Source organism: Lentibacter algarum (genome assembly GCF_018860975.1).
In the GTDB taxonomy this organism is placed as follows: Bacteria; Pseudomonadota; Alphaproteobacteria; order Rhodobacterales; family Rhodobacteraceae; genus Lentibacter; species Lentibacter algarum_A.
Window position 1 is genome coordinate 58,968 of record NZ_JAHKQI010000002.1, and the last position, 13,264, is coordinate 72,231.

Sequence of the window (13,264 nt, forward strand, 5' to 3'; positions counted from 1 at the left end):
ATTGATGGCACGCAGAGGGGGAGCAGGCTATGCCGGATGCACAACTGGAAATTGGCGAAGACAAGACCCTGCTGTTGCTTGACGATGATGAGCCCTTTTTGCGGCGGTTGGCTAAGGCCATGGAAAAGCGCGGCTTTGAAGTGGAAACTGCTGGTTCGGTTGCGGCCGGAGTTGCTATCGCGACAGCACGACCACCAGCTTTTGCGGTATGTGACTTGCGGCTTGAAGACGGCAACGGGCTTGATGTCGTCGAGGTGCTGCGAGAAAAACGCCCAGATAGCCGCATAGTTGTGCTGACGGGTTACGGCGCGATCGCGACAGCTGTAACGGCCGTAAAAATAGGTGCGACTGATTATCTCTCAAAACCTGCTGACGCTAAGGACATTACAAATGCGCTGCTGGCCTCGGGAACCGACTTGCCGCCGCCGCCTGAAAACCCGATGAGCGCCGACCGTGTGCGCTGGGAGCATATCCAGCGGGTGTATGAGTTGTGTGACCGCAATGTGAGCGAAACTGCGCGGCGCTTGAATATGCACCGCAGAACCTTGCAGCGCATTCTGGCCAAACGCAGCCCCAAGTAAGTGAGCAGTGATCCGACAACTTCGCCCAGCCCGCATGGTGGTTGGTCCCAGTCGGTTGTTGTGTTGGAAGATGCGGTGGTTGTTCCGCCTTCGACATCAGCCAAGTTGGTTGTTAAAGCCGGTGTATTCAGCAGTAATAGAGACTATTGCAGGCATGCAGCAATGTGGCGGCGTGACAAACTGATCACGGCAGAACCAGTCTTTGAAACACCCAGATCAAAGCTGCAAGGTAAGTGGCTTTGGGGTGGTGTGCTTTACCATCATTTCGGGCATTTTCAGGTTGAAAGTACCGCGCGCCTTTGGGCTGTGAAGCGTTTTCGAGACGAGATTGAAGGGGTGGTGTTTACGCCCCGTGACGTAAAAAACGGTGCGGAGGTGTTGGCTTACGAGCGTGATTATCTGCAACTGGCAGTGGGTGATTTGCCCGTGAAGTTGCTGAGCGCATCTACAGAAATTGAGGCACTTGTCGTGCCGGGACAGGGCTTTGGACTTGGGCGTATTGCTGGCGGCACACGGGTGTTTCGCCGCTTTATTGATCAGCAGTTTGCACAGGACGTCGCGCCGGACGGGCCAGAAAAGCTGTTCATTTCTCGCTCCAAGCAAGGGCTCGGGCAAGGCGGGTTTGTTGGGGAAGAAGTGCTTGATAGACGGATGCACAAGGCGGGTTACACCGTGTTCTGGCCTGAGGAACACAGCATCGGCGAGCAAGTTGCGCGCTATAAGGCGGCACAACGGGTTGTGGCGCTTGACGGCTCGGCGTTGCATTTGTTTGCGATGGTTGCGCGCAGGCCTCAGACGGTCGCGGTTATCCTGCGACGCGAGCGTATTGCCAGCCGGTCTCTCAGGCAACATCTGCACAAGTTCATGGGGCGTAAACCGCTGGTGATTGACGCTTTGAACGATACTTCCGAGGCCGAGCACGGCAAAAAGCGGCTTATTTCAGCGCTCGATTTCGACATGATCGGAAAGGCGCTGAAAAAGCACGACTTTATTGAAAAAATGGAACCGTGGGGAGGGTTGACCGCCAGTGAAGTTAGCGCAGATTGAAGCGGGTTGAAACGCGCTCGGCGTCGCGCTTGTATGGCTCAAAGCCACGCGATTGATAGTAGGCAATGCCGCCGGAGTTTTCAGCTTTAATGGTGGCGTTGATCCAGGCAAAGCCGAGATCTCTAGCTGCCTTCTGTGTCTGCTCAAACAACGCTGAACCGATACCAAGCTGTGCCTTACCGACACGGGCAAATGTTGCGATGCTGCACGCCTCATCGGGGAGCGAATGATAGGGGCTGATTTTCTGGAAACCCAGAACCTCGCCTTTGTCGTTCTCGGCCAAAAACCAAGCTGAATTGGCCTTATTAGACTCTATCCAAGACACCATATCATCCCGTGATTTGGGGTCTTTGATCGCTGTGGTGCCACCAATTGCGATGATCTCGTTGAGAAGCTCGGCGAGCTGGCGGGCGTCGTGTGATGTGACGCGCCGAATGTGCATTAGAGCTGCTCCAGCAAAGCGTTGTGACGGGCCGTAAAACTGTTGCGCGCTTCAACGGGAGGGCGCAGTTGCAGAGAGAGGCCATCAAGCAGGGAGGTATCCGGTTTGCCAAAGAACTTGTCGGCCTCTGCAACGGTAAAGCCGGCGATTTGGGTTGCCTCGAGCCAAGCAGAAATCTTGTCAGCGCTTTTGATCTGCTTTTTGATTGCAGTCGGGATCTTGGCGGGCAAGCCAAAGCGAATGTGAATGGCGGCGGCGAGTCGCTCGTCGAGCTCTTCATAACCCGGACCGACCGAAGCTTTGACTGGCGAGATCATATCACCGATTACGTATTCGGGCGCATCATGCAACAGTGCGGCGAGGCGCCACTTTGCAGGAGCGTTGGGCGCGATACGACCAAACAGCGCTTCGACAAGCAAGGAGTGCTCGGCAACGGAATAGGCAAAGTCGCCTATTGTTTGTCCGTTCCAACGCGCCACAAAGGCAAGGCCGTGGGCGATATCTTCTATTTCGATGTCAATTGCTGTTGGATCAAGCAAGTCAAGCCGCCGGCCGGACAGCATGCGCTGCCACGCGCGCACTTGTTTTTGCGATGATTTTGCCATTTTTGAGCCCGCCTATAGTGATGCGCCCTTTTCTTGCCACATTTAGCGCGCATTGTAAGCGTCAGGATCAGAAAAACTGACCGAAGAAGCGGCCACGCTAGAGGGCCGGCATATTGAGAGTAGACATCGAGGAGCTTGGCATGATCGAGCGATTTTTTACAATGCGCGTATTTGCGTTGATGATACTGGCGTTTGGCGCTGTTTTGACATCGCTTCCTGCGCACGCCGAAAGCTGTGGCGTTCGCGCTGATGTGGTAGCAAAACTCCAAGGCAGCTTTCAGGAGCAACTGACGGGTGGCGGGCTGCACGGGCATAGCGCCGTTGTTGAGGTTTGGACCTCGCCCAAAACAGGCACTTTCACTGTTATCACTACGGATACGGCGGGAATGTCCTGTATTCTGGCGACCGGCACCAACTGGCAAGACAGTGCGAAAGTGACGAGAACAGGCGCGCAAACGCTGTAGTCATTCGCACAAGTTGCACAAATTTAAATGAGGTGATATCGCCACGGCAAAGCCAGTATTCTGGTTAAAGCTATGAAAAGGTATCCCCATGTTTGACGACTATATTGTTAAAGATATCGCCCTTGCGGAATTTGGCCGCAAAGAGCTTGATATTGCCGAAACCGAAATGCCGGGCCTGATGGCTTTGCGCGCCGAATATGGCGATAGCAAACCATTGAAAGGCTCGCGCATTGTTGGCTCACTTCACATGACTATCCAAACCGCGGTTCTGATCGAAACGCTGGTTGAGCTAGGCGCTGATGTGCGCTGGGCCTCATGCAATATTTTCTCGACACAAGACCACGCTGCTGCCGCGATCGCCGCGGGCGGCACGCCTGTCTTCGCGATCAAAGGCCAGACATTGACCGAGCACTGGGACTACCTTGACCGCTCGTTCATGTTCCCCGAGGGCGCGAACCTGATCCTCGATGATGGCGGCGACGCGACGCTTTATGTGCTGCTCGGCGCACGTGTTGAAGCGGGTGAGACAGACTTGATCGAAGTGCCAACGTCGGAAGAAGAAGAAGCGATTTTTGCGCAAATCAAAAAACGCATGGCGGCAAGCCCTGGCTGGTTCACAAAAACACGCAATGACATTCAGGGTGTTTCCGAAGAAACCACAACTGGCGTTCACCGCCTTTATGATCTGCACAAGAAAGGCCAACTTCCTTTCCCCGCGATCAACGTCAACGACTCGGTCACCAAGTCAAAGTTTGACAACAAATACGGCTGTAAAGAGAGCCTTGTTGATGGCATCCGCCGCGCCACCGACACGATGATGGCTGGTAAGGTTGCTGTCGTTATGGGCTACGGCGATGTTGGCAAAGGCTCGGCGGCTTCGCTTTCGGGCGCTGGTGCTCGGGTGAAAGTAACTGAAGTTGACCCGATCTGCGCGTTGCAAGCCGCAATGGACGGCTTTGAAGTTGTGCTGCTCGAAGATGTTGTTGCTACGGCTGATATCTTCATCACCACAACCGGCAACAAAGACGTGATCCGCATCGAGCACATGCGCGAGATGAAGGACATGGCGATTGTTGGCAACATCGGCCACTTTGACAACGAGATTCAGGTCGCGAACCTGAAGAACCACAAGTGGACGAACATTAAAGAACAGGTCGACATGATCGAGATGCCAAATGGCAACCGCTTGATCCTGCTCTCGGAAGGCCGTTTGCTCAACCTCGGCAACGCAACGGGCCACCCGAGCTTCGTTATGTCGGCGAGCTTCACCAACCAAGTGCTGGCGCAGATGGAATTGTTCACCAATGGCGACAGCTACGAGAACCAAGTTTACATCTTGCCTAAGCACCTCGACGAAAAAGTTGCGCGTCTGCACCTTGATCGTATCGGCGTGAAGCTCAGCAAGCTCGACAAAGAGCAAGCCGACTACATCGGCGTGAGCACAGATGGGCCGTTCAAGCCCGAGCACTACCGCTACTAAAGCGTGAAAATATTTATTAAAGGGCTCCGTTTGGCTATGCGCCGCGCGGGGCTCTTTTTGTTTGTGGTGTTGGGTGTGGTTGGCGTCTGGCAGGCACTAACACACCCTGAAACACCGTTGCCGCGGGCTTGGAACCCGACAAAACCGCTGCGCGTTGCTGATGATGTTTCGCCTTTGACCATTTGGAAGTTAAGGCAAGCCTTGGCCAGTCGTGAGCTTTGCCGAGATATTTTGGCTGCCGCTGCCGATATGCAGCCAATGAGCGACCATATTGAAAGCGAGCAGTGTCATATCAAGAACCGCGTAAAGCTAAGCCGTGTTGGGGCGGTGCAGTTACGGCCGGTTGAAACAACATGCAACACAGCGCTGAGGCTTGCTCTTTGGGAAGCACACGGGATTCAGGCAGCGGCAAAACGGCATTTGAACGAGTCGATCAGCAAGGTTGCGCATTTTTCGAGTTACAACTGTCGGGCGATGCGCACGGGCACTGGCGGGCCAAGCAGGATGAGCACACATGCGACGGCGTCTTCTATCGACATTGCAGGATTTGTCAGCAAAAGCGGCAAGGTGATCGACTTAAAGCGCGACTGGGGCAAAGACACTGCAGAAGCGGCGTTCCTCCTCGAAGTGAACGAGGCGGCTTGTAACTGGTTCCGTGTGGCGCTTGGGCCGCGATACAACAGCTTGCACGCAGATCACTTTCATCTGCAAGGCCCGGGGTGGGGCTTGTGTCGCTAACACCCGCCGAGGGGGAGAAACGGAAAAGTTTCCCCTTTGTGTTCGCCAACTTAGACGGTAGACTTCCCAGTGTATCTATTTAGATAATATGTTAACGGGCGGAAACGCCAGCAGGTGGGAGACGAAGACTATGGGAAAACGTGATGATCTTATCGCGCAGTATGCGGATGATTTGAAAAACAAATGTGGCATGCAGCCAGATATGGACCTTTTGACGAAGGTGACTATCGGATGTGGTCCGGCGATTTATAACGCTGACGCTTCAACTGTTGCGGCATCGCAGCCAAGCGAGATCGAGACAGTGAAAGAGAATTTTCTGATCAAGAAACTCGGCCTTTCAGACGGCCCTGAACTGGCAAAGGCGATTGACGCTGTGCTTGAAACCTATGGCCGCTCAGAGCGCAACAAGTACCGCGCTGTTGTATATTATATGCTGACAAAGCACTTCGGTAAGGAAGCGGTTTACGGTTAAACCCGACCCACAAGATTTTGAAAGCGCCTGCTTGCAAGAGCGGGCGCTTTTCATTTGAGACGCTTTCTAAATAGTTTGGGTTTGCTCGAATCTGCAGCTTCAAGTAGCAAGGACGAGACCGAGCTAGGATGGCCGGACCTGAATTTAAGTTTGCGTGTGGTGTATGGGAGCACGCGGGGTGAAAGAGGGTTCTGTCCGAATAGCGCGACAGAACCCTCTTTTTTTAGAACAACGTCAATACCAAGCCGATAATGGCGCAAGCAATTGTCGCGTAGCCCGCATCAATTAACGTGAGTTTGAGCGGCCGCATTCCATACAAATTGTTAAGTGCAATCCACGGTGTGATGAAAAACAGCCCGATGCCAAGGCCCGAAACAAGACCCTTGCCAGTAGTGGTAATCGCCGACAGTTCAAACACATGGCGCATCATGCCGGCGACGATCAGCACCAACACAAATGATACTGCGAACATTGCCGGGCTCTGGCCGCCTTCGGGCTTGCCTGTCTCGTCACATTTAACTCCTGATGCTTCGACCCAAGGCTTTGAAAGCAAGCCATACCAGAGAGCGCCAAGCCCCCAACCAGCGGCGGCAGCGACGAGAACACTGAGCATTTGCATGTGATTTCCTCCTGTTTTACCTGACTGTAGGACATTTTGTGCGTCAGACAAACAAAAGCCTAAAGGCCAGCAAGCGTGCAAACTATCTTCCATTCTTGCGGCGTGACAGGCTGAACAGACAGCCGCGAGGTTTTGACAAGCGCCATCTCGGCTAGGCGCTCATCAGATTTGATCTCTGCCAAAGTCACAGGCTTCACCACTGACTTGACAGCTTTGATGTCAACGCATTCCCAGCGTTCGTCATCGGTTGTGCTGTCGGGGTGAGCAGTTGCGCAAATTTCAACGATTCCGACAATCGCCTTCTCTTTTTGGGAATGATAAAAGAACCCGCGATCGCCGAGATCCATTTCTCGCATGAAGTTGCGGGCTTGGTAGTTGCGCACACCGTCCCATTCTTCACCAGCTTCGCCCTTGGCAACTTGGTCGTCCCAACTCCAGGTGGAGGGTTCGGATTTGAACAACCAATAGCGCATCAGCCAATAACCTTTTTCCAAGCCTGAATGCGCACATCAGAAAACAGACCTGCCTTTGCGTAGGGGTCATTGTCGGCCCAAGCCTGTGCGTCCGACAGGGACTCCACGTCAAGCACAACCAGTGATCCGGCCATGTCACCTGCTGCGTCAAGAAGGGGCCCAGCCATGGCAACCACACCAGTATCTTTGATGTAAGCAAGGTGAGCGTCTCGGTTGGATTTGCGCACATCTAATGCGCCGGGTTTGTCTGTACAGATAAGAGCGATAAGCATGTTATTCTTCCTTAAGTGGGCGTGAGAGCAGTGCTTGCAAGGCCTCGGAAACGCTTAACTTTCCGTCACACAGTGCTGCAACAGCTGTGCAGATAGGCATTTCTACGTCAAGTTTTTTGGCCCAATTCACAACGGCTTTGGCGGTAGGAACGCCTTCAACGGTGATGGATTGGTCAAACTCTTTCCCTCGTCCAAGGGCGAGTCCGAAGCGGTAGTTTCGCGACAGTTCGGATGTGCAAGTGAGCACCAGATCTCCAAAACCTGATAGGCCTGTGAGAGTTTCAGGCTCTGCTCCTTTTCGCAAAGCAAGGCGCTGCATCTCGGCGAAGCCACGGGTCATCAGAGCTGCGCGCGCGCTGTCACCCATGCCGTTGCCAATGCACGCGCCACATGCGATAGCGATCACGTTTTTCAAAGCACCGCCCAGCTCTGCGCCTGCGGTATCAATGCTACGATAAATACGTAGGTTTGGCGTTGTTAGAGACTGTTGCAAACGTTCACCAAGCTCTGCATCTGCGCAAGCAAGCGTGAGCGCTGTCGGCAAACCGCAGGCTATATCAGCAGCAAAGCTCGGCCCTGTTAACAAGGCCGGTCGGGCGCTTGGAACAACATTAGATATTGTTGCTATCGGACCAAGCCCTGTTTGCAAGTCGATACCCTTGCAGGCCGCAATGAGGGAGCGGCCTGCGAGAGACCCGGCGTGTTCATTTAGGAAGCCATGCAGTTTTTGCATAGGCACCGCAAGGATACAGGGGCCGCCAGCTGCGGGTGCGCTGATGCTGTCCAAAATCTGAATCGACTCTGGCAAGGAAGCACCTGGCAAGCGCAACGCATTGACGCGAGTCGCCTGCATTTCGGCGGCATGCTCTTTACTGCGGGCAACGAGAGCAACGGCTTTGCCACCCTGCGACAAGGAAATAGCGAGACTGGTGCCAAACGCACCGGCGCCAATAACTGTGATCATGCCTTTGCTCCCTTCTTGCCAGATCCAAGCATGGCGGGGCTGGTTGTGTCCAGCGGCCATCGAGGGCGAGCGCCGAGTGATAGATCATTGCGCTGGCCTAACTCAAAAAGCTCAAGCCCTGTGTATGCAATCATCGCTGCATTGTCGGTACAAAGAGCGAGGGGTGGCGCTGTGCAAGCAACATCAAATTCAGCAGAAACGTTCTCTAATGCTGCGCGAATGGCTGTGTTTGCGGCAACACCTCCGGCGATAGAAAGTGTTGGAACGGCTGGAGTTTCGGCCAAGTATACTTGTAACGCACGCCGCGTTTTCTCTGCTAGAACATCAACAACTGCAGCTTGAAACCCTGCGCACAGGTCGGCTCTATCTTGTCTTGTTAGACCGCTATTTGCAGCGATCACACCGTCGCGAGCGCGCAGCAAAGCTGTTTTGAGACCGGAGAAGGACATGTCGCAACCAGCCCGATCAAGCAGGGGACGAGGCAGCTTAAAGCGCGTAGCGTCACCTTTGAGGGCTTCTGTTTCGACGGCAGGGCCGCCGGGCTGTGGCAAGCCAAGCAGTCGCGCGGTTTTGTCAAAGGCTTCGCCCGGGGCGTCGTCAATTGTGCCGCCAAGCCGAGAGAACTCTTGCGCAGAGCGGACCAGCAAAAACTGACAGTGCCCGCCAGATACAAGCAGCATAAGATAGGGGTATGGCGTTGCATCGGTGAGACGGGGTGTGAGAGCGTGGCCTGCAAGATGATTTACCCCAACAAGGGGCTTGCCTGTGCCGGCACTCAAGCCCTTGGCAAGCATAACACCTGACATAACACCGCCAATCAGACCCGGGCCAGCTGTGACAGCGATGGCGTCGAGGTCATCAAGCGCTACATGCGCTTCTGAAAGGGCTTTGGCGACGCAACCATCAAGCCGCTCGGCATGGGCGCGCGCGGCTATCTCGGGAACGACGCCACCGAAGGCTGCATGCAGTGCATTTTGGCCTTGCACGATAGAAGACCGCACGACAGCGTTGCCTGACGTGCCTTCAACAATTGCCGCGGCAGTGTCGTCGCAGCTGCTTTCGATACCAAGGATGAGCTTTGATTTTGTCATAAGCCTTTTCGTTGCAAGCGGGTTTGAGGGCAGGTAACACCGATGTCATGCTCAAAACAACCATGCCTCACATTGTTCTTACGCGCCCGCAAGCCGCCTCCAATCGGTTTGCAGAGGCGTTGCAGGCGGTGCGCCCAGATGTTTCGGTGATCATATCACCTGTTTTGAGCATTACTTACTTGAAGAACGTGCCTTTGCCTGACGCCAAGGCGCTTGTGTTAACTTCTGTGCACGGGCTTGAAGGCTATCTGCGGCAGGGCGGTGAGCCGACTTTAGCTTACTGTGTTGGCAAACGAACGGCGTTGAAAGCCCGTGAACGCGGGTTTCAGATCGTTGCAATCGAGGAGAGTCTTGCCAAGTTAGAGCCTGTATTGCGAAAGATTGATGCCACCGGATTGCTGCATGTGCATGGCAAACACGTTACGGGCAATTTGAGCAACCAGATTATCGGGATGCAGGATGTTGTTGTCTATGACCAGCCCGCACAAGCCCTGACCGGCGAAGCTCAGAAGGCGCTTTCGGGTGAAAGAGCGGTTGTTCTTCCCCTTTTCTCACCACGTTCGGCACGCGAAGTTGCTAGGCAGATAGAGCCAAAGGCGCCCGTCTTTGCTGCTTTCATTAGCGACGCGGCGAAAATGCAGTTTGCCGATGTTACGCTCAGGGGCGGTTTGACCGCTGAAAGACCTGACGGGGATGCGATGTGCAACGCAACGTTGACCTTACTTGAGGCCGCATGCGCGCTTGAGGCTTGTAAGTAGGGCGACTAAGCTCAGGGAAACGATTAGGATTCGGGGGTTGCGCGTTTATGGCTCGTAAGAAAAGTAAAACGGCTGAAGCAAAAGCGGCTGAAACTGCCGAGACAGCTGCGGAAGTTGTAACAGAAGATGTTGTCGAGGCGGAAGTTGTTGAAGGTGCCATTGAAGATGTGGCCGAGGAAGCAACAGAAGCACTTGATGAGCCAGAACCTTCAGAACCTGAAAACGAAGCGGACGAGGAGCCGCTTCAACCCCTTGAACCCGTGCAAACTGTTATGCACCGCAAAAGCGGGTTTTTCCCGATGCTGCTCGGTGGCATTGTCGCTGGTGCTATCGGGTTTGGCGCGGCGCTGTATGTGTTGCCGGAGTTGCCAAAAAGCTGGCTGCCCGATGCCGCTGAAGACCAGAGCGCAGAGTTGATCGAACGCATTGAAGCGCAAGACAAAACGATTGCAACTCTCAAGGCTGAGATCGCGACAGCAAGCGATAACACCGCGGTTGAAGATAGTCTTGGCGCAGTAAAGGCGGGAGTTGATTCGCTCGCGGCAGATGTTGCTTCATTGAAAACGCAGGTTGGCGGAATTGCTGCATTGAGCGAGCGAATGACGACACTTGAAAAGGCACCGATGGCTGATGCCTCGCCAGAAGCAGTGGCAGCCTTCAAACGTGAAATGGAAGCCTTGCAAGCTGCTTTGGCTGCGCAGAGGGCCGAAGTTGAAGAGATGGCGGCCGCAGCGGAAGCGAAGAATGCAAGTGCCGAGATGACGGCTCAGGATGCTTTGAAGCGCTCGGCGATGAGCCAAATTTTGACTTCGCTTGAAACCGGTTCGGGCTTTGCGGATGCAACCAATAGTCTGACAGCGGCAGGCGTTGACGTTCCGGCGGCCTTGGCGGCACAGGCTGATGGCGTGCCTTCACTTGATGCTCTGGCCGAGAGCTTTGTTGAACCGGCGCGCGCCGCTCTTGCAACGGCACGTGACGCGGAAAGCGGCGGCGGCTTTAGCGGCTTTTTGAAAACCCAGCTTGGCGCGCGTTCGCTTGAGCCACGGGAAGGCGACGATGCTGATGCCGTGTTGAGCCGTGTTGAAGCTGCAGTAAGAGACGGACGCATCGGCGATGCATTGGCCGAAGCCGAAGCACTGCCCGAACCAGCGAAAGCCGAGCTTAAAGACTGGACCGATGCGGCAAGCGCCCGTCAAGCCGCGCTCAAAGCCGCCGAAGCTTTAAGCCAGCAAATAAATTCGAACTGAGGGTTATTGTATGTTGTGGTCATTGATTAAAATCATTCTGTTTTTTGCCCTCATCGCGGCTGCCAGTTACGGCGCTGTGCAGTTGCTTGCGCTTGAAGGCGGGGTGCGGATTGCTTTTGCAGGGCAGGAATACAACCTAACGCCGCTGAGCACGGTGATCGCCCTCGTGCTGCTGGTGATCGCAGTGTGGCTGCTGATCAAATTGGCAGGAATTTTGCTGGCAACTTTCCGGTTTCTCAACGGCGATGAAACAGCTATTTCGCGTTATTTTGATCGCAACCGAGAGCGCAAAGGCTTTCAGGCTTTGGCTGACGGGATGCTGGCTCTTGCTTCGGGTGAGGGGCGTCTGGCTATGGCGAAGGCGGCCCGCGCCGAGCGCTATCTTGACCGACCTGATCTGACCAATTTGCTGAGCGCGCAAGCGGCTGAGCTTGCTGGCGACAAGCCCAAGGCTGAAACGGCCTACAAAAAGCTGCTGGGCGATGACCGCACGCGGTTTGTTGGTGTTCGGGGCATTATGAAACAACAGCTTGTAGCCGGTGAAACCGACAAGGCGTTGAAGCTGGCGAAAACAGCGTTTGCGCTGAAGCCGACACATGTTGAAACGCAAGATACGTTGCTTAAGCTGCAAACCGGACAGGGCGACTGGAGCGGTGCGCGGGAAACCCTGAATGCCAAGCTCAAGCACGGTAGTATGCCACGCGATGTGCACAAGCGCCGTGACGCTGTGTTGGCACTTTCCGAAGCGAAAGTTGTGATCTCGGAAGACAGTGACATCGGCGCGAAAGAACGAGCGATTGAAGCCAACCGCTTGTCGCCGGATCTGATCCCCGCGGCTGTGATGGCGGCCGAAAGATATATTGAGAAAGACCAAGCGCGCTATGCAACCCGGGTTCTTGCGAAGGCATGGGAAGCGCAGCCGCATCCTGATTTGGCAGCCGCTTTTGCAGCGATCGTTCCTGATGAAACACCAGCCAAACGTGTGAAGCGGTTTCGCAAGTTAACAAAGCAACACACCGACAACCCCGAGACAAAGATGCTGCTTGCTGAGCTGCACCTCGCGGCAGAAGATTTCCCTGAAGCGCGACGTGCGTTGGGAGATTTGGTTGAAACCGACGGTGATGCGCGCGCGATGACGATCATGGCGGCTGTTGAGCGCGGTGAAGGAAAGTCTGACGCGGTTGTACAAGGCTGGCTTGCCAAAGCCTTGAGTGCCCCGAGAGCGGCACAATGGGTTTGCGAAAACTGCCAACACATTCACTCGGAGTGGACGCCAACATGTGAAAACTGTGAGGCACTGGACACGCTGAGCTGGAAGCGTCCGCCACAATCTGAGGTGAGTATGCCAACAGGAATGGCGATGCTGCCGTTGCTTGTAGGACAACCCGAAGATGGCGGTCATGATGTTGTCGATGCAATCGAGGTGAGCGATGCATCTAAGGAAGATGCTGCCCCGTAGTCTGCTCGACAGCAGGCTGCGCCAGTGATACGCCGAGCGCCATGTCAAACGGTAACAAGAAATCAGACCCCAACTATAAGGTGATCGCCGAAAATCGGCGCGCGCGCTATGACTATGCGATCGAGGATGACATCGAGTGCGGTATCATGCTTGAAGGCTCTGAAGTTAAGTCGCTGCGCATTGGTGGCTCAAATATTGCCGAGAGTTACGCAGCCGTGGAAGACGGCGAGCTGTGGCTAGTGAACTCGTATATTGCCCCCTATGCGCAGGCCAAGAGCTTCAAGCACGTTGAGCGGCGACGGCGTAAACTGCTGGTGTCGCGCAAAGAGCTTTCTAAGCTTTGGTCAGAGACCAACCGCAAAGGGATGACCCTTGTGCCGCTGGTGATGTATTTCAACCATAAGGGCTTTGTGAAGCTCAAGATCGGTATCGCTAAGGGCAAGAAGAACCATGACAAGCGGGCCAGCGACGCAAAACGCGACTGGGGCCGCCAGAAGCAGCGCCTGTTGCGGCATGGTGACTAGGTTTCACCCTAGGGGGAATAGCACCGCC

At 54.8% G+C, this 13,264-nt stretch carries 17 protein-coding genes; 10 read left to right on the forward strand and 7 right to left on the reverse strand.

From position 1 onward, the window contains the following. Nucleotides 1–29: 29 nt before the first annotated feature. Both KO498_RS00935 and KO498_RS00940 read left to right on the forward strand, forming a co-directional pair. Nucleotides 30–581: an ActR/PrrA/RegA family redox response regulator transcription factor gene (locus tag KO498_RS00935; protein WP_215957996.1), complete on the forward strand. Its 552-nt coding sequence runs from the start codon at nucleotides 30–32 to the stop codon at nucleotides 579–581. Next, nucleotides 582–1,628, forward strand: coding sequence for a glycosyltransferase 61 family protein (locus KO498_RS00940; RefSeq protein ID WP_215957997.1), 1,047 nt, complete (start codon nucleotides 582–584; stop codon nucleotides 1,626–1,628). Here KO498_RS00940 and KO498_RS00945 read toward each other — a convergent pair. Beyond that, a complete protein-coding gene (locus KO498_RS00945) occupies nucleotides 1,615–2,070 on the reverse strand; it encodes a GNAT family N-acetyltransferase (RefSeq protein ID WP_215957998.1) in 456 nt (151 codons plus the stop codon). The two genes, KO498_RS00940 and KO498_RS00945, sit on opposite strands and share 14 nt — an antisense overlap. After that, on the reverse strand, nucleotides 2,070–2,675 hold the full coding sequence (locus KO498_RS00950) for an HD domain-containing protein (protein WP_215957999.1): 606 nt from the start codon (nucleotides 2,673–2,675) through the stop codon (nucleotides 2,070–2,072). Before KO498_RS00950 ends, KO498_RS00945 begins: the two co-directional genes overlap by 1 nt. Nucleotides 2,676–2,815: 140 nt before the next feature. On the opposite strand from KO498_RS00950, the gene KO498_RS00955 reads away from it, so the two are divergent. The 4 genes from KO498_RS00955 to KO498_RS00970 all read left to right on the forward strand — a co-directional run bounded on the left by KO498_RS00955 (nucleotide 2,816) and on the right by KO498_RS00970 (nucleotide 5,829). Beyond that, nucleotides 2,816–3,139 (forward strand): hypothetical protein, encoded by a 324-nt coding sequence (locus KO498_RS00955; protein ID WP_252731207.1) that lies wholly within the window; start codon nucleotides 2,816–2,818, stop codon nucleotides 3,137–3,139. A gap of 88 nt (nucleotides 3,140–3,227) precedes the next feature. Further along, nucleotides 3,228–4,619, forward strand: coding sequence for an adenosylhomocysteinase (gene ahcY, locus KO498_RS00960; RefSeq protein ID WP_215958000.1), 1,392 nt, complete (start codon nucleotides 3,228–3,230; stop codon nucleotides 4,617–4,619). A gap of 36 nt (nucleotides 4,620–4,655) precedes the next feature. Then, entirely contained in the window at nucleotides 4,656–5,357 is a 702-nt protein-coding gene (locus KO498_RS00965; protein WP_215958317.1) for an extensin-like domain-containing protein, read from the forward strand. Nucleotides 5,358–5,487: 130 nt separating this feature from the next. Beyond that, nucleotides 5,488–5,829, forward strand: a complete 342-nt coding sequence (locus KO498_RS00970) for a DUF2853 family protein (protein WP_215958001.1) — start codon at nucleotides 5,488–5,490, stop codon at nucleotides 5,827–5,829. Between the two features lie 223 nt (nucleotides 5,830–6,052). Here KO498_RS00970 and KO498_RS00975 read toward each other — a convergent pair whose 3' ends face one another. From KO498_RS00975 to tsaD, 5 genes are read right to left on the reverse strand one after another with little or no spacing between them, the layout of a single operon-like run. Further along, complete coding sequence (locus KO498_RS00975; protein WP_215958002.1) at nucleotides 6,053–6,448, reverse strand: DUF1761 domain-containing protein; 396 nt, start codon at nucleotides 6,446–6,448, stop codon at nucleotides 6,053–6,055. A gap of 59 nt (nucleotides 6,449–6,507) precedes the next feature. Continuing rightward, the gene (locus KO498_RS00980) at nucleotides 6,508–6,921 is read right to left on the reverse strand and encodes an EVE domain-containing protein (RefSeq protein ID WP_215958003.1); all 414 of its coding nucleotides are present in this window, start codon (nucleotides 6,919–6,921) and stop codon (nucleotides 6,508–6,510) included. Next, entirely contained in the window at nucleotides 6,921–7,193 is a 273-nt protein-coding gene (locus KO498_RS00985; protein ID WP_215958004.1) for a YciI family protein, read from the reverse strand. The genes KO498_RS00980 and KO498_RS00985 overlap by 1 nt, the downstream gene beginning before the upstream one ends. Nucleotide 7,194: 1 nt before the next feature. Then, a complete protein-coding gene (locus tag KO498_RS00990) occupies nucleotides 7,195–8,157 on the reverse strand; it encodes an NAD(P)H-dependent glycerol-3-phosphate dehydrogenase (RefSeq protein WP_215958005.1) in 963 nt (320 codons plus the stop codon). Further along, on the reverse strand, nucleotides 8,154–9,248 hold the full coding sequence (gene tsaD / locus KO498_RS00995) for a tRNA (adenosine(37)-N6)-threonylcarbamoyltransferase complex transferase subunit TsaD (protein WP_215958006.1): 1,095 nt from the start codon (nucleotides 9,246–9,248) through the stop codon (nucleotides 8,154–8,156). The genes KO498_RS00990 and tsaD overlap by 4 nt, the downstream gene beginning before the upstream one ends. A gap of 47 nt (nucleotides 9,249–9,295) precedes the next feature. Between tsaD and KO498_RS01000 the strand changes: the two genes are divergently transcribed. Genes KO498_RS01000 through smpB form a run of 4 tightly spaced genes read left to right on the forward strand, consistent with a single transcriptional unit; the run spans nucleotide 9,296 to nucleotide 13,236 of the window. Further along, entirely contained in the window at nucleotides 9,296–10,006 is a 711-nt protein-coding gene (locus KO498_RS01000; RefSeq protein WP_215958007.1) for a uroporphyrinogen-III synthase, read from the forward strand. A gap of 47 nt (nucleotides 10,007–10,053) precedes the next feature. After that, nucleotides 10,054–11,253 carry a COG4223 family protein gene (locus KO498_RS01005; protein ID WP_215958008.1) on the forward strand — a complete coding sequence of 400 codons (1,200 nt, stop codon included), beginning with the start codon at nucleotides 10,054–10,056 and terminating at the stop codon, nucleotides 11,251–11,253. Between the two features lie 10 nt (nucleotides 11,254–11,263). Next, nucleotides 11,264–12,712 (forward strand): heme biosynthesis protein HemY, encoded by a 1,449-nt coding sequence (locus tag KO498_RS01010; protein ID WP_215958009.1) that lies wholly within the window; start codon nucleotides 11,264–11,266, stop codon nucleotides 12,710–12,712. 41 nt (nucleotides 12,713–12,753) lie between these two features. Continuing rightward, a complete protein-coding gene (smpB, locus tag KO498_RS01015; protein ID WP_215958010.1) occupies nucleotides 12,754–13,236 on the forward strand; it encodes an SsrA-binding protein SmpB in 483 nt (160 codons plus the stop codon). Nucleotides 13,237–13,264: the final 28 nt, after the last annotated feature.